The organism is Streptomyces morookaense (assembly GCF_013030945.1).
GTDB lineage: Bacteria > Actinomycetota > Actinomycetes > Streptomycetales > Streptomycetaceae > Streptomyces > Streptomyces morookaensis.
Genome location: NZ_JABBXF010000004.1, coordinates 23608 through 46809 on the forward strand (window position 1 = coordinate 23608; position 23202 = coordinate 46809).

At 68.7% G+C, this 23202-nt stretch carries 21 protein-coding genes and 1 pseudogene; 14 read left to right on the forward strand and 8 right to left on the reverse strand.

Annotated elements, in window-relative coordinates; translation table 11 throughout:
- Positions 1–46: 46 nt before the first annotated feature.
- Both HG542_RS01790 and HG542_RS01795 read right to left on the reverse strand, forming a co-directional pair.
- Positions 47–928, reverse strand: coding sequence for a serine hydrolase (locus HG542_RS01790; RefSeq protein ID WP_171078192.1), 882 nt, complete (start codon positions 926–928; stop codon positions 47–49).
- Complete coding sequence (locus HG542_RS01795) at positions 925–1902, reverse strand: LysR family transcriptional regulator (protein ID WP_171078193.1); 978 nt, start codon at positions 1900–1902, stop codon at positions 925–927. The genes HG542_RS01790 and HG542_RS01795 overlap by 4 nt, the downstream gene beginning before the upstream one ends.
- A gap of 109 nt (positions 1903–2011) precedes the next feature.
- Between HG542_RS01795 and HG542_RS01800 the strand changes: the two genes are divergently transcribed.
- The 3 genes from HG542_RS01800 (at position 2012) to HG542_RS01810 (ending at position 5895) form a co-directional block, all read left to right on the forward strand.
- A complete protein-coding gene (locus HG542_RS01800; protein WP_171078434.1) occupies positions 2012–3637 on the forward strand; it encodes a penicillin-binding transpeptidase domain-containing protein in 1626 nt (541 codons plus the stop codon).
- Positions 3634–5109 (forward strand): peptidoglycan D,D-transpeptidase FtsI family protein, encoded by a 1476-nt coding sequence (locus HG542_RS01805; RefSeq protein ID WP_171078194.1) that lies wholly within the window; start codon positions 3634–3636, stop codon positions 5107–5109. Before HG542_RS01800 ends, HG542_RS01805 begins: the two co-directional genes overlap by 4 nt.
- Positions 5110–5253: 144 nt before the next feature.
- Positions 5254–5895 (forward strand): nucleoside/nucleotide kinase family protein, encoded by a 642-nt coding sequence (locus HG542_RS01810; protein WP_218038992.1) that lies wholly within the window; start codon positions 5254–5256, stop codon positions 5893–5895.
- 51 nt (positions 5896–5946) lie between these two features.
- On the opposite strand, the pseudogene HG542_RS01815 reads toward HG542_RS01810, so the two are convergent.
- Positions 5947–7097, reverse strand: a pseudogene (locus HG542_RS01815) (NADH:flavin oxidoreductase).
- Between the two features lie 178 nt (positions 7098–7275).
- Between HG542_RS01815 and HG542_RS01820 the strand changes: the two are divergent.
- Positions 7276–7737 (forward strand): winged helix-turn-helix transcriptional regulator, encoded by a 462-nt coding sequence (locus HG542_RS01820; RefSeq protein WP_171078196.1) that lies wholly within the window; start codon positions 7276–7278, stop codon positions 7735–7737.
- Between the two features lie 24 nt (positions 7738–7761).
- On the opposite strand, the gene HG542_RS01825 is transcribed toward HG542_RS01820, so the two are convergent.
- Positions 7762–8892: an alanine racemase gene (locus HG542_RS01825; RefSeq protein WP_171078197.1), complete on the reverse strand. Its 1131-nt coding sequence runs from the start codon at positions 8890–8892 to the stop codon at positions 7762–7764.
- Positions 8893–8963: 71 nt separating this feature from the next.
- Here HG542_RS01825 and HG542_RS01830 point away from each other — a divergent pair, with 71 nt between their 5' ends.
- From HG542_RS01830 to HG542_RS01860, 7 genes are all read left to right on the forward strand, one after another.
- Complete coding sequence (locus tag HG542_RS01830; protein WP_171078198.1) at positions 8964–9542, forward strand: helix-turn-helix domain-containing protein; 579 nt, start codon at positions 8964–8966, stop codon at positions 9540–9542.
- 155 nt (positions 9543–9697) lie between these two features.
- Positions 9698–10930, forward strand: coding sequence for a helix-turn-helix domain-containing protein (locus tag HG542_RS01835; protein WP_171078199.1), 1233 nt, complete (start codon positions 9698–9700; stop codon positions 10928–10930).
- Positions 10931–11039: 109 nt separating this feature from the next.
- Positions 11040–11270, forward strand: a complete 231-nt coding sequence (locus HG542_RS01840) for a hypothetical protein (protein ID WP_171078200.1) — start codon at positions 11040–11042, stop codon at positions 11268–11270.
- A 34-nt stretch (positions 11271–11304) separates the two neighbouring features.
- Positions 11305–11748, forward strand: coding sequence for an ATP-binding protein (locus HG542_RS01845; RefSeq protein ID WP_171078201.1), 444 nt, complete (start codon positions 11305–11307; stop codon positions 11746–11748).
- On the forward strand, positions 11745–12278 hold the full coding sequence (locus HG542_RS01850) for a hypothetical protein (RefSeq protein ID WP_171078202.1): 534 nt from the start codon (positions 11745–11747) through the stop codon (positions 12276–12278). Before HG542_RS01845 ends, HG542_RS01850 begins: the two co-directional genes overlap by 4 nt.
- A 135-nt stretch (positions 12279–12413) precedes the next feature.
- The gene (locus HG542_RS01855) at positions 12414–13436 is read left to right on the forward strand and encodes a radical SAM/SPASM domain-containing protein (protein WP_171078203.1); all 1023 of its coding nucleotides are present in this window, start codon (positions 12414–12416) and stop codon (positions 13434–13436) included.
- Positions 13433–14569, forward strand: a complete 1137-nt coding sequence (locus HG542_RS01860) for a methyltransferase domain-containing protein (protein ID WP_171078204.1) — start codon at positions 13433–13435, stop codon at positions 14567–14569. The genes HG542_RS01855 and HG542_RS01860 overlap by 4 nt, the downstream gene beginning before the upstream one ends.
- A 259-nt stretch (positions 14570–14828) precedes the next feature.
- On the opposite strand, the gene HG542_RS01865 is transcribed toward HG542_RS01860, so the two are convergent.
- The 4 genes from HG542_RS01865 to HG542_RS01880 form a co-directional block, all read right to left on the reverse strand.
- Positions 14829–15221, reverse strand: a complete 393-nt coding sequence (locus HG542_RS01865) for a nuclear transport factor 2 family protein (protein WP_171078205.1) — start codon at positions 15219–15221, stop codon at positions 14829–14831.
- 182 nt (positions 15222–15403) lie between these two features.
- Positions 15404–17017, reverse strand: coding sequence for an NHL repeat-containing protein (locus HG542_RS01870; protein ID WP_171078206.1), 1614 nt, complete (start codon positions 17015–17017; stop codon positions 15404–15406).
- A 26-nt stretch (positions 17018–17043) separates the two neighbouring features.
- On the reverse strand, positions 17044–18483 hold the full coding sequence (locus HG542_RS01875) for an NHL repeat-containing protein (protein WP_171078207.1): 1440 nt from the start codon (positions 18481–18483) through the stop codon (positions 17044–17046).
- Between the two features lie 156 nt (positions 18484–18639).
- Positions 18640–19380: a hypothetical protein gene (locus tag HG542_RS01880; protein ID WP_227722912.1), complete on the reverse strand. Its 741-nt coding sequence runs from the start codon at positions 19378–19380 to the stop codon at positions 18640–18642.
- A 510-nt stretch (positions 19381–19890) separates the two neighbouring features.
- Between HG542_RS01880 and HG542_RS01885 the strand changes: the two genes are divergently transcribed.
- The 3 genes from HG542_RS01885 (at position 19891) to HG542_RS35905 (ending at position 23198) form a co-directional block, all read left to right on the forward strand.
- On the forward strand, positions 19891–21291 hold the full coding sequence (locus HG542_RS01885; protein ID WP_171078208.1) for a phage tail sheath family protein: 1401 nt from the start codon (positions 19891–19893) through the stop codon (positions 21289–21291).
- A gap of 31 nt (positions 21292–21322) precedes the next feature.
- Positions 21323–21763 carry a phage tail protein gene (locus tag HG542_RS01890; RefSeq protein WP_171078209.1) on the forward strand — a complete coding sequence of 147 codons (441 nt, stop codon included), beginning with the start codon at positions 21323–21325 and terminating at the stop codon, positions 21761–21763.
- 94 nt (positions 21764–21857) lie between these two features.
- Positions 21858–23198 carry a phage tail sheath family protein gene (locus HG542_RS35905; protein WP_171078210.1) on the forward strand — a complete coding sequence of 447 codons (1341 nt, stop codon included), beginning with the start codon at positions 21858–21860 and terminating at the stop codon, positions 23196–23198.
- The last annotated feature ends 4 nt before the right edge of the window (positions 23199–23202 follow it).

Genomic DNA, 23202 nt, shown 5'->3' on the forward strand with positions numbered 1-23202 from the left:
CAGCTACCGCTGGGGGCACCTGCCGGGGCCAGCGCCCCGGACCCGCTCAGGTGGCGCGCAGCGCATCCACTGCGATCCGGGCGGTGGTGCCGATGACGGCGTCCGCCGCCGGAAGCGTGGCGGCGGTGCTGGCGGCGCGGGTGAACACGGCCACGGCGTACCGGCCGCCGTCCGGGTACTCGACGACGCCGACCTCGTTGCGCACCGTGGGCAGGCTTCCGGTCTTGCCCGCGACGTGGACGTCGTCGAAGGGGAAGCCGGAGGCCAGCCGGTGCGGCCAGACCTGCAGCCCCAGCAGGCGGCGGATCGCCGCACCGTGTTCGGCGGGGCAGGCCTCGTCACGCCACACGGCGCGGAGAAGACGGGTCATCTCGCGCGGGGTGCTGCGGTTGGTACGGGCCGGATCGAGAGCCGTCAGCCGGGCGACGACCTGCGGATCGGTCAATGCCCGGGCCCGGCCGGGACCGGCGTCGTCCCGGATGGTGGCCAGCATGTCGTGGAACGTGTGGACGGCGCGCGTCCGGGTCAGCCCCAGGCCCGCCGTGGCGGAGTTCACCGCGTCGAGGCCGATGCGGTGCAGGAGGAGGTCGGCGGCCGTGTTGTCGCTGACGGCCGTCATCAAGTAGGCGGTGTCGCGCAGGGACATGCGGACGGGATCGAGCATGGCGGCGAGCCCGGTGGGGCCCGCGGTGCGGCCGGTTGGCGGGCAGTCGATCTGCTCGGTGAGGTCCAGGCGTCCTTCCGCGGCCTGTTGGTGGAGGGCGACGAGCAGGCAGAGCTTGTGCACGCTGGCGGTCACGACCGCCTCGTCCGCGCCCGCGTCGATCTCCGCGCCGGAGTCGATGTCGAGTGCGTGCAGCCGGCCGGTGACGCCGGCTTCGGCGAAGGCCGCGTGGATGCGGCGGCTGGTGGTGGTCGCGGTCGTCACAGCCAGTACTCCGATGCCGGGCGCAGGTACAGCGGTCGCGCGGGTTCCGCGGGTTCGTCCGTGCCGCCTGCGGCCGCGTCCAGCAGGGCGCGTGTGGTCGCTTCGGCGAAGGCACCGACGGCGGCGTCGCCGCGCCCGCGGGGCCAGGCGACGGAATGCCGCCAGTTCAAGGGGGCACCGGCGAGGGGGCGCCAGGTGATGTCCGGGTCCCCTTCGGCGGTATGCGTGCTGCGGGCGTCCTGCGGACTGAAGGCGACCGCGCCCGCCGAGAGGATCAGACCGCGGACGAAGCTGGCGCCCTGGCCCTGCCGGACGGCGGCGGGGGTGTAGCCGTCGCGTGCGCAGGTGGTGAGGATGTCGTCGTAGAGCGCCGGTGAAGCGGACCGGGGGAAGAGGACCAGGTCGTGTCCGTCGAGGGCGGCGAGCGGGACCGTGTCCAGGGCGGCGGCGGGGGAGTGGCGCGGGAGGAGCACGCCCACCTCGCGGCGCAGGACGGGCCCGAGTTCGAGGCCGGTGATGTCGCAGGGGTGGTGGACGAGCCCGACGTCCAGCTCGTGCGAGGCGAGCCGGGTGAGCTGCTGGGCGGTGGACAGCTCGTGCAGCTCCAGTTCGACGCCGGCGTGGCGCTGCCGGAACCCTTCGAGGATCGCGGCGACGGTCTCGCCGGCGAGGTCCGGTGGCAGCGCGGCGCGCAGCAGTCCGCTCTCCCCGTCCCGGATGCGGCGGGCGGCGGCCATGAGGGATTCGGAGCGGGTGAGCAGTTCGCGTGCCTCGTCCAGCAGCAGCGTCCCGGCCTTGGTGATCGTCACCTGCCGGCTCGTGCGCTCGAACAGGCGGACCCCCAGCTCGCGTTCCAGGCGCTGGATGCGCTGCGACAGCTGCGGCTGGGCGATGCCCAGCCGCGTTGCGGCACGGCCGAAATGTGACGCTTCTGCAACAGCGACAAAGCATTCCAGGTGCCGGATCAGGTCCATGACCAGCAAGCATAGTGCTTTCTTATCGATGTGAGACCGATAAGAATCTTGGACATGCCGCGTCGGCTGCTGCTCTTCTCGTTGCGTGAGCACGAACGAAGATCCGCCGATGCCCGAAGCCGAACGCCCCACCCGGAAACGCCGCAGGACCGGCCCGGTGATCCGGACGGCCGGTGCGGTGGCCGTGGCCCTCGCCGTCGTCGCCGGCGGCGCGTACGTCGCCGAACTGGGCCCCTTCGCCCCGGGCCCGCCCGTGCCCGACCCCGAGGCCACGGCCCAGGCCCGGGCCTTCCTGGCCGACTGGGCCCAGGGACGTCTGGCGGACGCGGGCGGGCGCACCACGAGCCCCGGCAAGGCCCAGGAGGTGCTGCGCAACTTCACCACCGGACTCGCTGTCGACAAACCGACCCTGACCGCGCATTCGGCGAGGATCGCCCAAGACGGCACCGTCGACGTCCCGTTTACGGCCGCCATGCCCGTAGCCGACCTCGGCACGTGGACCTACGACGGGACCGTTCCGCTGCGCAAGCAGGACGACGGCTCCTGGAAGGTGGCCTGGACGCTCTCGCTCGTGCACCCGCACCTGAGCGACGCGGAGAAGTTCCGGCTCGACCGCGAGGGCGCCGACGGCCCCAAGGCCACCGACCGGGCGGGCCGCGCGCTGTCCAAGGACACGCACCCCTCCCTGGCGCCCGTGCTCGCGCAGGCCGCCCGCGCCGCCGGAGCCGGTCCGGGCGGTGCGATCCGGCGCGTCGACCGCGCCACCGGAGAGATCAAGGGGACCGAGGCCACCTTCGGCAAGCAGCCGTCCCGGACCGCTGACCAGCCCATCCGGACCACCATCGACTCCGCCTGGCAGACAGCCGCGGAGAAGGCTCTGGCCGCGAAGACCGACGGCAAGAACGCCGCGCTCGTCGCCCTGCGCGTCGACAACGGCGAGATCCTGGCCGTGGCGAACTCCCCTTCCGGATTCAACCGCGCAGTCTCCGGCACCTATGCGCCCGGCTCCACCTGGAAGGTCGTCACCACCAGCGCACTGCTGCTCAAGGACGCGGTCAAGCCCGAGGACATCGTGGACTGCCCGAAGTACCTCACCGTGGGCAAGCAGTTCCACAATGTCGAAACGTCCGAGCACCGCAACGCGACGTTCCTCAAGGACTTCACGGAGTCGTGCAACACCGCCTTCATCAGCCTGCGCGACAAGCTCGGCGACCGCGAACTCGGCGATGTGGCCAGGAAATACTTCGGCGTCGGCCAGGAATGGCACACCGGCATACCGTCGTTCGACGGGTCCGTTCCGGCGCCCCGCGACGACACGGAGAAGGCCGCCTCGATGATCGGGCAGGGCCGGGTGCTGGCCAACCCGCTGATCATGGCGTCCGTCACTGCGACCGCGGTCTCCGGGACCTTCCACCAGCCCACGATCACGCGCGGCAACAAGGACACGACGACGACCTCCCGCCTCCCGCAGAACGTGGTCGAGCGGCTGCGGCAGATGATGCGTGCGACGGTCACCGACGGCACGGCGAAGGTGCTGGACGGTCTGCCGGGCGACGTCGGCGCGAAGACCGGCACCGCCGAGGTCACCGAGGACGCCCCCAACAACGGCTGGCTCGTGGCCCATCGGGGCAATGTCGCCATCGCGTGCGTCGTGGAGCAGGGGAAGACCGGCGGCGCCTCGGCGGGGCCCGTCGTCCGCAGTGTTCTCTCGGACGTTGCCGGTGATCCGTCATGAACCGAACGATCAGACGCATAGCCGGTTTCTGCGGAGTCATGGTGATGGCCCTCCTCCTCCGGGCCACATGGGTGCAGTTCGTCGAGGGCGACCGCCTGGCCGGTGATCCGCACAACCGCCGGGTGCAGATCGAGGCGTTCTCCCGGCCGCGCGGCGACATCATCGTCGGAGGGGAGGCCGTCACCGGTTCCGAGGCGACGCCCGACTCGGACTTCAAGTACAAGCGGGTGTTCAAGGACGGCCCGTTGTACGCGCCGATCACGGGCTACTTCTCCCAGGCACAAGGCGCGACGTTCCTGGAAGGCGTCCACAACGGCCTGTTGAGCGGCAAGGACGACCGGCTGTACACCGGACCCCTGGACGCGCTGACTGGTAAGAAGCCCCGGGGCGGCGACGTCGTCACCACGATCGACCCGGCAGCGCAGAAGGCCGCCTACAAAGGGCTGACGGACCTGAACGCCAAGGGCGCCGTGGTCGCCCTGGATCCGCGGACCGGCAGGATCCTCGCCATGGCAAGCACGCCGTCCTACGACCCGTCCGTCTTCGCCGGCATGTCGAGGAAGGAGGGGGAGATCTTCCAGAAGCTGGACAAGGACAAGGACAAACCGCTGAGCAACCGCGCGATCCGCGAGACCTATCCGCCCGGATCCACCTTCAAGATTCTCACAGCGGCGGCCGCCCTCGAAAGCGGTGCCGTCACCGACATCAACGCCTCGTCAGGAGCCCCGTCTCCGTACCAGCTGCCGCTCAGTACGACGAAGGTCGGCAGCGTCGTGCCCGACGCGCAGTGCGACCGTGTCTCGTTGAAGACCGGCATGCAGTGGTCGTGCAACAACGTCTTCCTCGACGCGGCGCTGAAAACCGGCAAGGACAAGATGCGCGAGACGGCCGAGAAGTTCGGCTTCAACAAGGAGCAGTTCACGCCCGTGCGCACGGTCGCGAGCGCCTATCCCGGCGAGCTGGACAAGCCGCAGACCGCGCTGACCGGCATGGGGCAGGGCAGCCTGGCGAGCACACCGCTCCAGATGGCCATGGTCACCGCGGGTCTCGCCAACAACGGCAAGGTGATGAAGCCGTACATGGTCGAGGAGCTGCGCGGCGCCGACCTGTCCACGGTCGCTAGGACCGAGCCCGAGGTGCTCGACCAGGCGGTCTCCGAGGGCACCGCGAAGAAGGTGCAGGAGATGATGGAGTACACGGTGACCGACGGCACGGGCGACAAGGTGCGGATCGCCGGTGTCACGGTCGGCGGCAAGCCGGGCACCGCCCAGCACGGTGCCGACGTCCGTGACGAGCGTCCCTACGCGTGGTTCGTCTCCTACGCCAAACTGCCGGACGGGTCGTCCCCGGTCGCGGTCGCCGTTCTCGTCGACCCCGCGGACATGGACATCTCCCGCTCGGACATCGCGGGCGGCCGGCTGGGCGCGCCGATCGCCAAGGCGGTCATGAAGGCGGTGCTGGACCACCAGTAGTCCCTGTCCCCGTCCCTGCCCCTGTCCTCGGCTGCTGAACGGGCCGATAGGTTCGGCCTCATGACATCACCACAGGCGGACGTGTACCACTCGGCTTCGTCCTGGCAACAGCCCTGCCCGCCGGCGGCTTCCGCCGAGCGGAGCATGCTGGTCGAAGAGATCGCCAAGCGCATTCTGTCGCTCGGCCAGGGCCGTCTGCTCGTGGGGATCGATGGCTTCACCGCTGCCGGGAAGACGAGCTTCGGGCATGAACTGGCCGGGCGGATCAGTGCCGAGGGGCGGCCGGTGCTCCGGGCGACTCTCGACGACTTCAAGAAGCCGTGGAGGGACCGGCATCTCTACGACCGGGAGTCGGGTGAGGGGTACTACCGCAATGCGTACGACTACGAAGCGGTCAAGCGCCTGCTGCTGGATCCCTGCCGGGCACCCGGAGCGACAAGCTGTGCACTGTGCAGCATCGACCCGCTGACCCAACGGGATTGCTCATCCGAGGTGACGCCGCTCGGGGCGGACGCGGTGCTGATCGTGGACGGCGTCTTCGCCTTCCGCCCCGAGATCGACGTGTACTGGGACTTCCGCATCTGGTTGCAGGTGGATGCGGAAGTATCCGTCCGGCGAGGTGCCGAGCGCGATCAGGACCGGGCCGGAACCGAAGGGGAGTCGGTCCACCGCGACCGGTATCTGGTGGCCGAGCGCATCTATCTTCAGGAGGTCGACCCGTTGCCGATGATGGATGTCGTCATCGACAACTCGGTGTTCGCGCACCCGCGGATCGTGACGGCGTGACCTTGGACGGCGAGACCTTGACAGCGTGACCTCGGCACTCCGCCGCCCGGCTCAGGCGAGGGTCTTGAGCAGTTCCGTGTCGTAGGGGACGGTCTCGTCGAGACGGCCGGTCAGTGCCTTGGCGGGCCAGTCGGGGTCGGCGAGGAGTGCGCGCCCCACCGCGACCAGGTCGAACTCGTCGAGCTCCAAGCGGTCCAGAAGCGGGCCGATGCCGGTGGTCCGGGCCTGCGGGATGTTGCCGCGGACTCCGCTGAACGCCTGGTCGAGGCCCACCGAGCCGACGGTGATGGCGGCCTTGCCGGTCAACTTCCTGGTCCAGCCGGCGAGGTTGAGGCTGCTGCCCTCGAACTCGGGCAGCCAGTAGCGGCGGGTCGAGGCGTGGAACGCGTCCACTCCCGCGGCGGCCAGCGGGGTGAGCAGCTGCTCGAGCTCCTCGGGCGTCCCGGCGAGACGGGCGTCGTAGTGCTCGGCCTTCCACTGCGACAGGCGGAAGACGACGGGGAAACCGGGGGAGACGGCGGCGCGCACCGCTGCGACGATCTCGGCCGCGAAGCGGGCTCGGGAGGCGGTGTCGCCGCCGTAGGCGTCGGTGCGCCGGTTGGTGCCGGCCCACAGGAAGCTGTCTATCAAGTAGCCGTGTGCGCCGTGCAGTTCGATGCCGTCGAATCCTGCGCGCTCGGCTGCCGCGGCGGCTTCGGCGAAGGCGGCGATGACCTCGTCGATGTCCTGGAGCGTCATGGCCTTGCCGTGCGGAGTGCCGTCGAGGCCGATGCCGGAAGGGCTTTCGGCAGGCACGCCGGCCGGCTGTCCGGGGTCCGGGCGAGCCCGGTGTGCCACAGCTGCGGCATGATGCGGCCGCCGGCGCGGTGCACCTCGTCGGCGACGCGGGCCCATCCGGCCAGGGCGTCCTCGCCGTGGAAGTGCGGGACGTCGAGGTAGGCGGCCGCGGCGTCGCGACCGATGTAGGTGCCCTCGGTGATGATCAGCCCCGCCCCGCCGGCCGCCCGGCGGGCGTAGTAGGCGGCGACGTCCTTGCCGGGCACGCCGCCGGGCGAGAAGCGACGGGTCATCGGCGCCATCACGATGCGGTTCTTGAGGTTCAGCCCGTTGAGGGTGAAGGGGCGGTCGAGCAGAAGCGCGGCTCGGTTGTGGTGGTCGGCGTTGTGGTTGTCGGCGGTGGGGGTGGTCGGCGTCGCGTCCATGATGCGGTCTGCTCCTTGGGGGAGAGTGAGGCAGCCTGAGCCTGACTATCGGGACGGTATCCACCGGGGCTGAGTTGCGCAACAGTACTCAGGAGCTGACTTGTGTTGAGCTAGTCAGGTGGTTAGGGTGGCCCCTGGCAACACCCGTGCCCGCGACGGCGAAGGAGGGAGGGCGGTCATGGTCGCGCAGACCCCTGCCCCCGGACCGGACGGCACGTCCGGCTGCTCGATCGAGCGCAGCCTTCAGGTGCTGGGCGAACGGTGGACGCTGCTCATCCTCCGCGAGGTCTTCGCCGGCAAGAACAAGTACGCCGACATCCGCGAGGCGCTCGGCGTCGCGCCCAACGTCCTCAGTGCGCGCCTCAAGGCCCTCGTGGCAGCCGGCGTGCTGGAAACCCGCACGTACCAGGACCCCGGCTGCCGGGCCCGCGACGCCTACCATCTCACCCCCGCCGGCCGTGACCTTCGCCTCGTCCTGGCCGCCATCCAGCAATGGGGCGACCGGCACATGCCGTGCCCGTCGGGCCCGTACGCCGTGCGGCGTTCATGCTCCACCGGGCAGCGGGTGGATGTCGCTTTCGTCGACGAGCGGGGGGACGTCGTCCCGCCCGAGGACGTGGCTTTTCTCGGCCCGACGTAGCTGGTGACGTAGGCCCGGCCGTCATCAACTGGGCCGGAAGCGCGGGCGCCAGACCTCGTGGACGGACCCGTCCGGGGCGATGACGTTGATCTCCCGCCATTTGTCGAAGGCGGAGCAGGGGTGGGAGATGCCCAGGTCCACGAAGTCGCCGACGGCCAGGCCGTGCGGATCGGTGAGGACCAGGTGGTGGTCGAAGATCTGCGCCGCGGTGCCGGTCGCGCCGGGCGGGCCCACCACTACCGGCAGGCCTGCATCGTGTGGCAGTTCACGCTTGCCGGCGCCGACGACGGCCAGTCCCGGTTCGGGTGCCGAGACCACGGCCGCACGGACGGTCAGCGCGGGCCGGAGGCCGGGGATGGGGGTGACCTGCTGGTAGGTGCCGTGGTCGTGGGTGACGTAGCAGCCCGAGCGGAGGACGCACACTGGCCTGTGGCCGGGCGGCTGTTCGCCAGGTTCGGCCGGCTCGGTGAGATCGGCCAGTTCGCGGCAGGCGTCGGCGGCCAGGTCGGGGAAGGCGGAGCCGCCGATGGTGAACACCGGCGGTCCCGCGGTCACCAGGGGTGCCAGCGCGCGGAAGACGTCGACGGCGGTGCGGCAGTGATCGCTGACGGCGGCGAGCGTGGCGGGGTCGCGACGGTTGGGGCGTACGCCCTCGTAGGCGGCGACGCCGGCCAGGGTGACGCAGCCGGGTGCCGCGGCCACGGCACGGCCGAGGTCGGAGGCCGCTTCCGCTCCCCGCACTCCGGTGCGGCACCCCTCGGCGCCCACATCCACGAGGAGGCGCAGGGGGGTGCGCACGCCTTCCAGCGCAGTGACGGCGCGGGCCAGGCCGGTGCCGGAGTCGACGAAGGCGTACAGCTCCAGGCCGGGCGTCGTCTCCAGCCAGGTCCGGATGCGGGCCAGGCCCGCCTCGTCCACCACCTCGTTGGCGATCATGATGCGCCGGATCCCCCACTCCAGGGCGACCTCGGCCTGATCGACGGTGGCCACGGTGACGCCCCAGGCGCCGGCGGCGAGCTGCCGTTCGACGATCTCCCGGGTCATCGTGGTCTTGATGTGGGGGCACAGTTCGAGGCCGCGCTCGCGGCACCAGCGGGCCATGAGGCCGGTGTTGTGATCCAGGGCGGCCAGGTCGAGACGCAGCTCAGCGGTCATTCACGTTCTCCACTATCTCGTATGCTGTGTCCACTATCCTAGACGTTGGCGAACGAGGAGGGCGTCGGCCGATGGAAGACCAAACCGACCAAACCGACCAATCCGGGATCGGGCAGCACCTGCGCCGCGAGCGCCTGGACAAGGGGTTCACCCTGGAGCGTCTCGCCGAGGCGACCGGGCTGTCCCGCAGCTACCTCAGCAACGTCGAGCGCAACGTCAACAGCCCCACGATCAACACGCTGCGGACGATCGTCGACGCCCTCGGCATCACGCTCAGCCGTCTCTTCCACGAGATCGACCGCCGCGAGCGCCGCGTCGTGACCCGCCCCGACCAGCGGGTGGAGCTCACCCGGGCCGGGGTCGACGGTGTCACGTACACGCTCCTCAACCCGGCCTCGGGCGGCCGCCTGGAGCTGATGATGCTGGAGCTGGCCCCCGGCGCCTCCTCGGGGGACCGGCCGCACACGCATGTCGGCGAGGAGGCGGGTGTGCTGCTCAGCGGTGAACTCGACTACTGGGTCGACGGAGTTCACCACCGCCTGCGCCCCGGCGACACCGTCAGCTTTCCCTCCACCACCCCGCACCGCTACCACAATCCGGGCACCGAGCCGGCGGTGTGCGTCTGGGCGGAGACGCCGCCCGGGTTCTGAGGCGCCGCATCACGCCCGGACCGGGAGTCGGATCGCCGCCCGCCGTATCTGCGCCCCCGGGGCGTCGAGTTGCTCCACCCGCCGGCTCCGGTCCCTCGAAGCACCCGCGTACTCTGGCAGTAGACCTGCGTCGTCACGTCCCATAAGGGGTACCGGTGAACAGTTACGCGCACGACTTCACCACCGGGGACCGCATCAAGTTGTACCGCCAGCGCAAGGGCCTGTCACAGTCCGCGCTCGCCGGTCTGATCGGTCGCTCGGAAGACTGGGTGAGCAAGGTCGAACGAGGAGTTATCCCCGTCGACAAACTGTCTGTTCTGCTCGACCTCGCCCGCGTGCTCGACATTCGGGAACTGGTGGAGTTGACCGGCCGGAACCTCGCGCTCACCGTCCACAGCTCACCGGAACACGACTCGGTGCCCGCGATCCGGCACGCCCTGACCGCGATCTCGTCCCGTCTCGGAGCCGACCTGCCCGGCACCCCCTTGACGCCTGATGAGCTGCAGCAGCGGATCGGTGAAGCGTGGCACGCCTACGAGCACGAAGTCGATCGGTACGCCATCGTCGGCCCTCAACTGCCCCAGCTGCTCGCAGAGGCGCGTCATGCATCCCGCCATGCCGCCGGTCCGGACGAGGAACAAGTCGCCCGCGCGGAGATCGGCCTCTATCACCTGTTGCAGGTCTACCTCCGTCGAGTAGGGGAACGGATCCTGTCCCGCGTCGCAGCAGACCGCGCGCTACAGCTCGCTGACCAGATCGGCGACCCCGTCCTGATCGGTGCATCCGCATGGAACATGTGCAGCGTGCTCACGAGTACCGGAGACGTCGCCGAATCAGCCGACCTCGCCCGCTCGGCAATGGAGATCACCGCGCCCGGGGACGATGCCTCACCGGAACTGCTCTCCGTCCATGGGGCGTTGCACCTGGCCGCGGCCGTCGCCACCATGCGGGACAACCGGGCAGCCACTGCGTGGGACCTGCTTCACTCAGCGGACCAGGTCGCCCGCCGTGTCGGCACCGACCGTAACGATTGGCGCACATCCTTCGGCCCGACGAACGTGGCCATGCACGGCGTGCACTTGGCCGGCGAGGAGGGCGACGCCACCGAGGCGCTACGCCTCGCCGACAGCATCAACGACGACAACCCCGTGTTGCCGCTGGAAAGGCGCACCCGGTATCTCGTCGAGGTCATGAACGCCAACCGGCTGAAGCAAGACGACTACGCGACGCTGTACATGGTCGGGCGCATCAGGAAGGCGTCACCCGAAGAGGTCAAGTTCTTCCCCCTCGTCCGGGAGGCCGTGCGCGACCTCCTCAAGCGCGAACGCCCCTCATACCGGGCGGAGTTGCGCGACCATGCTGCGTATGTCGGCGTGCTCGCCGGCTGACCCTCACCCCGGAAAAAAGGCACCCCGGAACTTCTTCCGGGGTGCCTTTCCTTGTTGGTCCTACGGTCTGACGGCCAGTGAACTCCTGACGCGGAGCCGAAGGGAACCCATGTCCGCTGACCGACGCACCGGGCTGCGCATCGAGCGCCTGCCCGATGAGCCGCTCGGCCGTACGAAGGCCGGCCGATTCTTCATCCCCCTGCGCATCTTCATGGACGACGAGCCTGCGACTGGGCACCTGATCATGAGCGGTTCGGACGCCGAGGAGCTGGTGCGCGACCTCTCCCGCCTGGTCTGCGGGGACGGATCGCCGCTCGATGCGATTGAGGGGACAGCGTGACCACCGCGCAGCCCATGCCAACGATGGGACACGCATGGTGACCTCAGCCCCGAAATGGCGTGAACCGTCCCGGCGTCTGCCCGTCGGCCTCCCGTCGCAGCTCATTCTCGAAGCCGACAAGGAGGCTCCCGCCGCGGCCCGCGCCTACGCCCGTGAATTTGTCGAGCATGTCCTCAACGACCCCGACGATGACCACTTGGACGACGTCGCCCTCGTCGTCTCCGAGCTCGTGACCAACGCCGTCCGATACGGGACGGAGAACCACGGCCTCATGCTCGTCGTCCTCGACGCCGACGACTCCCGTACCCGCATCGAGGTTCACGACAGCGTTCGTCAGCGGCCTCGGATGAAGCCGGGAAACACCGAAAGCCGCCGGGGCCGTGGCCTTCACATCGTCGATGCCCTTGCTGTCTGGGGCACCGGCACACGACCGATGGGAAAAGGAAAATTCGTGTGGGCGGAGGTTCCGGGCCGGTGACAAGCGCACTCAACAACATCAAGAATATTCCGTCCATCAGGGCCAGCCCCAGCATCGCGTTCCTCGCCGACCTCACGCACACCGTCGGCATCCACTACGGAGACACCGGCGCGGTGGCGCAGCTCCTCATGACCCACACGCTGCCCCGCCGCCCCGGCGAGACGGTCGAATGGATCGACGCGGGCATGCGCGCCCTCGCCGCGTGCCTCGGCCTTGTCCCGGTCTCCGAGGAACCAATCGACGTGGGGCCGCGGCTCTCCGTGCACCGGGGAGTCGCCCAACTCGACTACGGCGAAGGCGAGTGGCGCATCTGCATTCCTGACCCCGGCCGGGCCTGGTTGCAGCACATCACCGACGGCGGCCCTCTCCGCCTGCTCGTCGCGTTCGAGCCGTCCCGCAGTCACCGCACCCAACAGGAGTGGGGGCAGTTCGTCGATGCCGCCGTCAAGGCCGGCACGATCCGATGGGGATCCACGAACATCCGCTGCGGACAGCGGCTGAACCAGCAAGCGAGCCGCCCCGGAGTCTGATACACCCCGGGTCGACCCGCTCGCCGCAAGCGTATCGGGCGCAGCCCCGGCCCCACCCGTCAACAGGAAGGTCCAGGGAGGGCGGGGCCGATTCCAGCCACAACAGGCGCACCACCGGACACAGGAGAGGTACGCATGACCCTCGTCATCTCTGAAACCGGCAAGCCAATCACAGCTCCCGTCGGCATCCGCTCCGTCGAGCTGGAGATCACCGGGACCTGTCAGCTCAACTGCACCCACTGCTGCACCAGTTCCAGCCCCAAGACCGGCCCCGGCGCCATGACCCGCGAAGACTGGCAGCAGGTCATCGCCGACGTGGCCGCCCTCGGTATTTCCACCGCCCAACTGATCGGAGGCGAACCGACCTTCTCGCCTTACCTCCCCCACTACATCGCCCAGGCCATCGACGCCGGCCTGAAGGTCGAGGTCTACAGCAACCTCACCCACATCCGCCCCGCCCTCTGGGCAGCCCTCTCCCGCCCCGGGGCCCGCCTCGCCACCTCCTACTACTCCGATCAGCCCGAGGAACACGAGAAGGTCACCAAGGGCAAGGGCAGCCATGCCCGTACCCGCGCGAACATCATCGCCGCCCTTGCCCGCGGAATCCCCCTCCGCGTCGGCATCGTCGAGGTATTCGACGGACAACGCGTCAAGGAAGCCGAGGCCGAACTGCGCGCCCTCGGCGTCCGCTTGATCAACATCGACAAGGCCCGGCCCATCGGCCGCGCCGCCACCCCCGACGGCAACGGACCCACCACCGCCGACCTGTGCGGGCACTGTTTCCGCCACCGCGTATCCGTCGACCCGGACGGGAACGTATCGGGCTGCATCCTGTCGCGGTTCATCGACGCCGGTAACGTCCGGCAGCAGCGTCTCATCGAGATCCTCAACAGCGACCGATGGGAGGAGATCACCGCGACCATTCCCATGCCACGCGCCGCCTGCACGCCGGACGACTCGAACGACTGCGACCCGGCCTCGACGGAAGCCTGCGACCCCGCGTACGAAGAGGAAGAGTTCGCCCCGACCGCGGCGAATGGCGCCTGCCCGCCGGCCGATTCCAGTGACTGCAACCCCGCCTCGACCCCGGCCTGCCTCCCTTCCTTCCCCAAGCTCGGCACCGCCACCGCCCCAACCACTCTGGAGGCCACCGCGTGAACTGGCAGCACCACGCCGAAGCACTCGCCGAAGCAGCCACACATGGCTCGTCACGATGGCGTGCCCCCGTCGCCGAAACACCCCGGCACCTGTTCATCCCCCGGTGGTGGCAACGCGACGGCGACGCCTACGCCCTGCGCATCCCCCAGAACGACGACGAGTGGCTGACGGCCGCCTACGCCGACACATCCCTCATCACCCGCGTAGGTCCCCTGCACGCCGACCTCGCCACACCCGACGACCGCCCGAGGGGCCGGCCGACCTCCTCGGCCACCCTCCCGAGCCTCGTCGTCACCATGCACCGGCACGCCTGCCTCGACCCCGACGACATGCTGCTGTACGTCGGTACCGGCTCGGGGTACGGAACCGCCCTCGCCTCCCGCTACCTGGCTCACCCCGACCGAGTGACCAGCGTGGACGTCGACCCCTACCTCGTCGAAGCCGCACGCGACCGCCTTGGCGAGATCGGTCTGTGCCCCCGAGTCGAGACCGTCGACGCAACCGGCTCCCTGCCCGTCAGGCCGGGGTCCGTCGACCGCATCGTGTCCATGGTCTCGGTCCGCACCATCCCGCCGAGCTGGCTTGAGGCCCTGTGCCCCGGCGGCCGGCTGGTGACGACCATCGCCGGTACGTCCCTGCTCGTCACCGCGGAGAGGGATCCCGACGGCGGCGCCACGGGCCGAGTGCTGTGGGACCGGGCCGGGTTCATGACGGCCCGCCATGGCGACGACTACCCGCCCGGCCTCGACACCCTGCTCGCCGCCGCGGAGCACCAGGACGGCGAGGATGTCACCACGGGCCCGTACCCGGTCGTGGACGTCGAGCAGGCATGGGACCTCGATTCCATGCTCAGCGTCACCACCCCCGGCATTGTCCACCGCTACCACCAGGACGGCGAGAACCGAACTGCGATCATGGCGCACGCCGACGGATCATGGGCCCGCGCCACCGCGGTCGGCATCGACCGGCCGACCGTCCACCAGGGCGGCCCCCGACGCCTCTGGGATGCCCTCGACGAGGTACGCGCCTACTGGCTCAACCACGGCGAACTGCCAGTGCGCGGCGCCCGGGTACTGGTCAACGCCGAGGGACGGACGATCCTCGCCCGGGGCGGGTGGCACACCAAGCTCTGATGCGGCGCAGCCGCGACGGCCTGCGCCGGAAGCGCCACCAGGTCGGCCCAGGTCCCCCGGCCGGAGATGCTGGTCGCGACGGACCGGATCAGTACATCCCCGGTGCCCGGTTCGGGCTCGGGAGCATCGACGACGTCGAGGACGCCGGGGGTGCCGAAGCGATCGATCTGTATGGCGCGCGCACGAAAGTCCCTTCACACGACTGGTCCTGACGGGAGGCTCAACACCTCGGATGATCACGGGATTTCCGGCCCCACCCTCACATCACCGCATCGGTCCGCAGCGGGCCGGCAGTGATGTGGATGGTGCGAATCCTCCCGCTGTCGTCAAGGCGGTACAGGTGCATGAACGGAGCCCGTACGGTGGTGTCCGGGTCGGTCTTCTTCGCCATGGTGGCCTCCCCGCGCAGGAACAGGACCCCGTTCGGGGCGTCCCAGCACTCCAGGACCGTGTGATCGATGTGCAGCGGCTCATCGATCTTGACGAAGAACGCTTTGATGGCCTCGGTTCCCACCACGTGGGCGGTGCCGAAGAACATCTCGGTGTCGTCGGTCGTCCGGGCGAAACCCTCGCCGAAATCGAGGGTGTCGATCTCGTGCATGAACTGCCCTACCCAATTCGGCACGGGGGCGGGAACAGCATCCTGCGTCATCGTTCTTCTCCTTCCATGTGCCAGGCAGCGGGACGGGCCGTGAGGAACGCGTCGATCGCCACGTTGACTCGTCCGGCTTCCGTGAGCCTGACACAGTGCGAGACGGCCCCGATCCCTCCGGCTGAGGAATCGGGGCCGCTCGGTTGATGAGTGCAGTTGATGGGTGCAGTTGGCCTTGAAGGTCAGCAGTCGGTGACGTACTCGTTGAACACCACGCCCGCCTCGGTGCCCTCTGCCCACGCCTGGACCCTGAACCTGCCGACCACCGGGCCCGCGACGAGGGGCTGTGCGGTGGTGGCCACGCCGTCCTCGCCGCTCGTGGCCTCCGTGACGGCGGAGCCGTTTCCGAAGGAGGCCATATCGTCCATGACCCTGAAGACGACCTTCACCTTCTTCACGGCCGCGCCGTGCTTGTCCCGCACCACGGTGCTGAGCGGTGCGGGGAACTTCTTGCCCACTGCCGTGCGTTGGCCCGCGCCCGAGTGATACCCCAGGTGGTCCGGTGGTCCGACCGTCTCCTTGACCACAATGCCCTCGAACGGCGTGAAGGCGTCCTCCTCCAGCAACTCGGCCGAGGCGTCCACCTGCCCGGGCTGCTTCGCCTCCAGCAGCGCGCTCTCGGCGATGCCCATCTCATCACCGGACTCCTGCACGGATTTGATGTCGGTTGTCCCGCCTCCGACGAAGCGTGCTTGATCCCCCTTGAGGACGAACTTGACGGTCGCCTTGCCGACCGGGGTTCCGTCGAGATTGCCGACCAGGACCCGAAGGGGATTCTTGAACGAGGTGCCGACTGCCGCCTCCTGGCCTTGTCCTCCCTTGGGGGTGAGCCGGAACTTCGAGATGTGGAACATCTCCCCGGTTCCTTCGAGCCCGACCCACAACTGGGAGTTCGTGTCCGCCGCGATTCCCGACGGCCTCGAACCCTTGCCGGTGCTGATGCTGCCGGACGTGTGCGTGGCACCGGGGAGAACGCAGTCCACCGCGTCGGCGGAGGGCATGGTGAACCACAGCGAGCCGTCCGGCATCGCGAACAGGCGGTCCGGGACGGCGGAAGTGACGATCTTCCGCTGGGACTTGCGGTCGAGGTCGTACTTGATGAGGTACGTGTCGTCGGTCGCCACCCACAGGGCCCGCTCCCGCTCGGCGGTCTCGGTGATGGCGAGGTGTCCGGGCGCCGCCGTGCCGTCAAGGCGTACGGGGGTCTTGGAGAATTCGCCGCTCTTGGCGTCGAAGGAGACGACACAGCCCGCCGTGGGAGAGCTCAGCCAGTACTCCTGAGAGGTCCTCTTCGCGATCGCCAGCCCGTATAACGGGCTGGGTGAACCACCGGACAGGGAGAACGCGTCGGACGTGTGGATGTCGCCGTCCGCACCGATGAACATCAGTGACGGCATGCCCGAAAGGGTCGCGACGATCCTTTCGGCGCCTGTCGGGTCGGAGCCGATCGCCATGGCGGGGCATGCTGCCGCCGTGCCCCTCTCGTAGTTGTCATAGTGACCGTCACCGCCGCCGGTGAGCGTGCACTTGACCACGCAGCCCTGGCCGGCTGCCACCGTGTACATCCACACGGCCTGGTTCCAGGCCACGAGGGCTTTCGCGCTCCTGCCCGGATCCGGCGAGGGGAACACCTTGCTCTCGTGAGGTGTTTCGGTGGCGAACCTGCCGAACTGGGCGTCCCGGGTGACGAACCAGATCTGCCGGTCATGCGGGTTGTGGACGATGGCTGCGGGCTTGGCCGAGCCGGCCAACGGATAGCGAGGACCGGTGGATTCGTCGCCTGCTGTGGACGGCATCGCTGGATTCACCTTCTCCGGAGGAGTCATGATTCATCCGCTTCAGGGCTCTCGTCCGACTCGCACCGCACGCAGACGGAGAACGTGGTGGGAGGCTCCGAGAGCCCGTGGCCGACCTCCAGCACCACCTGGTCCTCCTCCCGGCCGGCCCGCAGTGCCGGGAGTGCGGCCCGGCCACGGGCGTCCGTGGTCAGGAGGATTTCCGTCGATCCGTCGATGAACGTCGTGCCGCCTTCGGAGACGACGCGGCAGGTGAGCGGCACCCCGGGGATGGGGAGGCCCTTGCTGATGTACTGGACCACGCCCGGCATTCCGGTGAGCCGACCCGGTGCCGTTTCGCTCACCAGTTGCGCCATGAACTGGGTTTTCCCGCCGGCGCTTCCGGGGTCAGGGGGAATCGGGTACTTCCCGATCGACTTGTTGGTCGGGTTGGTGTACCAGACCCATTTGTTGCCGTGCTTGTCCAGGCACAGCCCCATGGCGTCGCCGCCGCTCGGCAGGGCCGGGCCCGGGAGCTGGGTGATGCTCTTGTCCGTACGGAACCGTGCGATTCCATTGCTGCACGCCACCCAGAGGTTTCCGTCCGTGCCCAGCATCATTTGCCGGGGAGTTCCGCTTCCGGAGATGTCCCGCCGCGTCCAGCTGCGGAGTTCTGTGTCGTACCGGCAGATCTGGTTCGGATTTTCGGCGCCCACCCATACCGCGTCGCCGTTCGGGCTGGCGACGACGTGGACCGGCTTCTGACCGCTTCCCCCGGGGAGCGAAATGGGCTTCGGCTGGTCGTCGTGGGGCGGGGCGTACCGGTAGAGGCTGTTCGTCTTCCGCTCGTAGTTTCCCGTGGTGCTGACTTGGCCCGTCGCCCAATAGACGCAGTCCTTGAGCGATTTCGCTTCCTTCGGAGCGGTGACGGCCACCGACCAGAGCCAGGTGTCGTAGACCGGGTTCTGTTTGGCGTCCGGGAACGGATACGTGCCGGGAGTGCTGGACTCGTCCTCCGGATCGCAGTAGCCGACCATGGTGTGCACGGGCTCGGCGAACATGATCCAGTAGGCCCACACGGGAGCCTCGTCGGTGCCCGTGTTGAGCAGGAGCCACGCGATGGTCTGCGCCCTGGCGTCATCGGCCAGCTTGAACTCGTTGAGTCGCTTCTGGTTCGCGATGTCGTATTCGATGACCGGGTCGTAGTCCTGCTCGTGCGCGGGGGAGGCGAACCACACGACTTTCTTCCCGTCCGCCCGGTTCGGACAGGGGTCCGGAATGATTCCGGCGGAGAGGGTGCGGATGTCCCTGGTGACCTTGAGCTGATTGGCAAGGCTTGACGGATTTACCTGGACGAGCGTGCTGTCGTGGGTCGTCACCCAGAGGTATCCGTCCGGTCCGACTGCGACGGAGTGCGGGGTGACGGTGCCCTTTCCGCTGCCGTCCTTGAGGAGAGGATATTCTTCCGGTTCTCCGGAGTCCTGCATTCCGAACCACTCCTTCGGTGTGCCGCCCGAGAGTGAAGTGTGCCTTCCGGCCGAAATGATTCGACATGGGATGCTATCGGCCCGGCGCGGGTGCCGGGCAACCGGGCATCGGGAGATTGGCTTGAACGGGCGGTGTCGGGCGCGCACGCAAGTGGCTCACGTCTTCCTTTCCCAGCGCGTCACAGGAAGCCCGCCGGGAACCTTCAACTCGAAGGCCCCGCCGACCACATTGTCCAGTGCTTCCGCGGGGTCGTTGCCGGCGCCGAAGACAGAGGCCGCGAGGATCTTTTTGATTTCCGTTCCCGATCCGCGGAACGCCTTGACGTCCGCCAGCGCGGACTGAGCCTCTCCCGCGTCCCTGGCCTTGCTCATCGAGCCCAGCAGGTCTCGGGAGAACCAGCAGTCGCGGATGTCGTCGAGATTCCACTCGGCATACCAGTGGACATCGTTGAGGAACGGCCGTTTCGGTACCCGGCCGTCGATCGCGACCAGATAGAAGGTGAACTTGATGTTCCCCAGCGAACGCCAGTCGGCCATGTTGGTGTGACTGGAGACCCGGCCCGCGAGTGCATTGTCGTAGGTCGACGCGATGTCGTTGAACGTCGGCGGCCGACTGCGGTCGGCACCGCTGTAGTGGCGGATCGTCCACTTCTTGTCGAGCAGTTGGGCCGACTGCCTCGCCTTGATCGGTGCGATACGGGCCTGCCCCGCGGACTTGATGTGGTCGTTCATGTCGAAGGGGCTCTGACCCGGACCGGGCGGAAACGCCTCGCGGGTCAGATGCCCCATGAGGCCGTAGGCGTCATCGCCGCTGTGGCCGCTCGCCTCCAGGGCCTCGATCATCTGCTCCGCGGTGGCCGCATCCCGAACGGTCGGTGCCCGCTGCACCGTCAGCATCTGAGCCACCGCGGCGTTGCCTGCTGTGTAGTGCAGGGTGTGGAGCAGTGCGTGAGGCCGGGACGGAGCGGGAGCGGTTCCCGGGGTTGCGGGCTGTTCCGCGGCGCTGTCGGCCGCCCTGGCGTCTGAACGGTCCTTGTGCAGGTGCATGGATCCCCCACTCTCGCGCTGCGGGCCGACGGGTCTTGCAGTGTGACCCTCCTGCCGAGGCGGAACAAAGAGCCCGAACTCGCCGACCACCGTCCGAAGTTGGCTTGTTCGCGCAGGAAGGGAGCGCGCGCCCCTACATCATCTGACGTAGGTTCCCTTCTTTGCGTGCGCGATGTCCCCGCGGCTGGTTCGCTGAACGTACGCATTCCTGAAGAGAAGGGCAAACGGGGCATGGTTGCTCGTCCGTTGGCGCCCGGAGTGTTTGTCACGGAGCGCCCGAGCGGGGTCAGAACGATCACCGGAGCGGGTACGTCCACACCCGCGTTCCTCGGCTACACCGTCGGAGGGATCGAGTCGTCGATGCCTCCGACGCTGGTGGGCAGTTGGTCCGAGTTCGTGGACACGTTCCACTTCCGGTCGCCGATGGGTCCGGAGGAGCTGGAACGCGAGCGGGAGAGGCTGAGCGAGGCCATCGGGGAGGCCGCAGAGGAACTGGAGGAAAGGGAGGGGGAGCTCCGGCAGAAGTCCACCACCGGCGGCCAGCCGGTCGTCACGGAAGCGGAATTCGACAAGCTCGTCGAAGTGCAGACGGCCGACTGGGCCGGGGACGGCGTCAGCGATCCGGACCGGCAGGCGGCGAAGGCCGTGGAGGACAAGGTCAAGCCGGCCTTCCCCGACGAGTACGGCCTGTGGATCGCGGCAGGGGAGCAGGGCGTGTCCCTGCAGCGTCGCCGGGACGAGCTCGCCTTGCTGGCGGAGTGCTTCGCGCAGGCCCGTACCGCGAGCCTGCACGAGGCCGTCTACGGCTTCTTCGCCAACGGAGGAAGCTCCTGCTACGTCCTCCGGCTCGACCCCACCAAGCCCCTGACGAGCGAGGTCGAGGGGAACCCCGACAAGCGCACCGGTCTTGCCGGGCTGAAGAGCGTGCCGGACGTGACCATGGTCGCGGTGCCGGATCTGTGGAGCCGGGGCACGACAGCCAAGGACGGCGCGGAGATCCTCGGCAAGGTGGTCGGCCACTGCGCCGTCATGCGCAACCGGCTCACCCTGTGCGAGCCTCCGCCCGATACTGCACCCGCCGATGTGCTGGCGTTCCGGACGCGGCTGGCCACTCCCGATTCCGACGATGCGGCGTTCACGGCGCTGTACTACCCGTGGGTCGAGGTCGCGGGCGTGGACGGGATGCGGCGCACGGTGCCGCCATCAGGGCATCTGGCAGGGGTCTGGGCCCGTACGGACACCGAGCGCGGAGTCTTCAAGGCTCCCGCCAACCAGAACCTGCGCGGTGTCCTGGCGCTGCCCGTCCGGCTCACCGACCAGCGCCACGGCGAGCTGAACGACAAGGGCGTCAACTGCCTTCGCATCTTCCCCGACCGGGGGTTGCTGGTGTGGGGTGCGCGGACGCTGTCCACGTCCCGCGACTGGCGGTATCTCAACGTGCGCCGGCTCGTCTCCTTCCTCTCCGACTCCATTCGTCAGTCCACCACTTGGGCGGTGTTCGAGCCCAACGACGACCGTCTGTGGGCCGCACTGCGGCACTCTGTCGTGAGCTTTCTGACCGATCAGTGGCGTCAGGGCGCACTGTTGGGGCGTACGCCGGACGAGGCGTTCTATGTCATCTGTGACCGGACGAACAACACGTCGGACACGATCGATGCCGGTCAGGTGATCTGCGACATCGGCGTCGCACCGGTGCGTCCGGCCGAGTTCGTGCAGTTCACCATCACCCAGATCGCCGGCCAGCCCGGCAGGACCAGCTGAGCACACCCCGGATCCAGGGAGGCACACGCACGTGTTGACCGGTGACACCTTCAGCAGCAACACCTTCGCCATCGAACTGGGCAAGTTCCAGGTCGAGACCGTCCAGGACGTCTCGGGACTGACCCTCGAACAGGACGTCGTCGAGACCCGCCAGGTGTCCGCGACCGGGGAGCTGATCGTCCGCAAACAGCCGGGCGCGCGCAAGACCGGCGAGATCACGATCACCCGTGGCATGGACAAGAGCACCGCGTTCACCGACTGGATCAAGGCCACACTGGTCGACGCCGACCTGGCCGGTGCCCGACAGAACATCACCATCGCTCTGAAGGACGCACAGAAGCAGACCGTGCGCCGCATCCACCTCACCAACGCCTGGGCCTCCCGCTGGGAGGGGCCCCAGCTCGGCGCGGCCAATTCCGGCACCGCTACGGAGCAGGTGACGGTCACCTACGAGGACATCACCGTCGAGTAGCCGGGCAGCCCGACCAGGGCGTGTCCGATGGGGCAGTTCCCCGCGCCCCTTCGGGGCGCAGGTCCCACCCCCAGGAACCGGAAGGAGCATCAGCGTGGCAACGCAGCCGAAGCCCCCGGGCGTCTACGTCACCGAGAAGTCCAGCGGTGTCCGCATGATCGTCGGAGTGGGCACCTCGACGCCCGCCTTCCTCGGATACACGAAGCAGGCCGACAGCGCGCCCCCGGAACGGACGAACCCGCCGTTCACCGACGACGAGCGCAAGATTCCCCAACCCATCCAGGGCTGGCAGGAGTTCGTCGACCGCTACAGCATCAACGAGCTGGGCGCCGAACTGGCCGCCCTGCTGAAGAAGCAGAAGGAGAACACCCTCGTCACCGGTGACCTCAAGAAGATCCAGGTGCTCCAGCGGTGCTTCACGCTCGCCGAGGCGGTGTACGGGTTCTTCGCCAACGGCGGCACCTCTTGTTACGTCGTCGGCTTCCTGAACCCGGACACGCCGGTGACGGACTCGGTCCTCGGGGGGAACGCCGAGGCCCGGACGGGACTGGGCGGTCTGGAGACCGTGCCGGAGGTCACCATGGTGGCGGTGCCCAGCCTCTGGGACATGACGGTGGCCGCGAACGACGAGGCGACCCCACCGTCCCCGGTGCTGCCGACCGGCAAGGGGCTCATCGACAAAGTGCTCGCGCACTGCACCCAACTGCGCAACAGGCTTGCGGTGGTCGACGCACCACCGAAACAACTGGTCGGCCCACTGACAGAGTTCGTCGGCACACTCGCCTCACCGGATTCCGACGATGCGGCGTTCACCGCGCTGTACTACCCATGGGTCGAGGTCCCAGGCGTGGACGGGGTGCGCCGCACCGTGCCGCCGTCGGGGCACCTGGCAGGGGTCTGGGCCCGTACGGACACCGAGCGAGGCGTGTTCAAGGCTCCCGCCAACCAGAACCTGCGCGGCGTGCTCAGCATCCCCACCCTGCTGACCGACGACCAGAACGGAGCACTCAACGACAAGGGCGTCAACTGCCTCCGCGTCTTCCCGGGCCGGGGGTTGTTGGTGTGGGGTGCGCGGACCCGGTCCACGTCCCGCGACTGGCGGTATCTCAACGTGCGCCGGCTCGTCTCGTTCCTCTCCGACTCCATTCGTCAGTCCACCACTTGGGCTGTGTTCGAGCCCAACGACGACCGTCTGTGGGCGACGTTGCGGCACTCAGTTGTCAGCTTCCTGACCGATCAGTGGCGTCAGGGCGCGTTGCTGGGGCGTACGCCGGACGAGGCGTTCTATGTCATCTGTGACCGGACGAACAACACGTCGGACACGATCGATGCCGGTCAGGTGATCTGCGACATCGGCGTCGCACCGGTGCGTCCGGCCGAATTCGTGCAGTTCACCATCACCCAGATCGCCGGCCAGCCCGGCAAGACCAGCTGAGGCG

Coding starts and splice junctions, on each gene's coding strand:
- HG542_RS01795 (WP_171078193.1), bottom strand. CDS start 1,902: ATGGACCTGATCCGGCACCTGGAATGCTTTGTCGCTGTTGCAGAAGCG.
- HG542_RS01800 (WP_171078434.1), top strand. CDS start 2,012: ATGCCCGAAGCCGAACGCCCCACCCGGAAACGCCGCAGGACCGGCCCG.
- HG542_RS01805 (WP_171078194.1), top strand. CDS start 3,634: ATGAACCGAACGATCAGACGCATAGCCGGTTTCTGCGGAGTCATGGTG.
- HG542_RS01810 (WP_218038992.1), top strand. CDS start 5,254: ATGCTGGTCGAAGAGATCGCCAAGCGCATTCTGTCGCTCGGCCAGGGC.
- HG542_RS01820 (WP_171078196.1), top strand. CDS start 7,276: ATGGTCGCGCAGACCCCTGCCCCCGGACCGGACGGCACGTCCGGCTGC.
- HG542_RS01825 (WP_171078197.1), bottom strand. CDS start 8,892: ATGACCGCTGAGCTGCGTCTCGACCTGGCCGCCCTGGATCACAACACC.
- HG542_RS01830 (WP_171078198.1), top strand. CDS start 8,964: ATGGAAGACCAAACCGACCAAACCGACCAATCCGGGATCGGGCAGCAC.
- HG542_RS01840 (WP_171078200.1), top strand. CDS start 11,040: ATGTCCGCTGACCGACGCACCGGGCTGCGCATCGAGCGCCTGCCCGAT.
- HG542_RS01845 (WP_171078201.1), top strand. CDS start 11,305: ATGGTGACCTCAGCCCCGAAATGGCGTGAACCGTCCCGGCGTCTGCCC.
- HG542_RS01855 (WP_171078203.1), top strand. CDS start 12,414: ATGACCCTCGTCATCTCTGAAACCGGCAAGCCAATCACAGCTCCCGTC.
- HG542_RS01865 (WP_171078205.1), bottom strand. CDS start 15,221: ATGACGCAGGATGCTGTTCCCGCCCCCGTGCCGAATTGGGTAGGGCAG.
- HG542_RS01870 (WP_171078206.1), bottom strand. CDS start 17,017: ATGCCGTCCACAGCAGGCGACGAATCCACCGGTCCTCGCTATCCGTTG.
- HG542_RS01875 (WP_171078207.1), bottom strand. CDS start 18,483: ATGCAGGACTCCGGAGAACCGGAAGAATATCCTCTCCTCAAGGACGGC.
- HG542_RS01880 (WP_227722912.1), bottom strand. CDS start 19,380: ATGCTGACGGTGCAGCGGGCACCGACCGTTCGGGATGCGGCCACCGCG.
- HG542_RS01885 (WP_171078208.1), top strand. CDS start 19,891: ATGCCTCCGACGCTGGTGGGCAGTTGGTCCGAGTTCGTGGACACGTTC.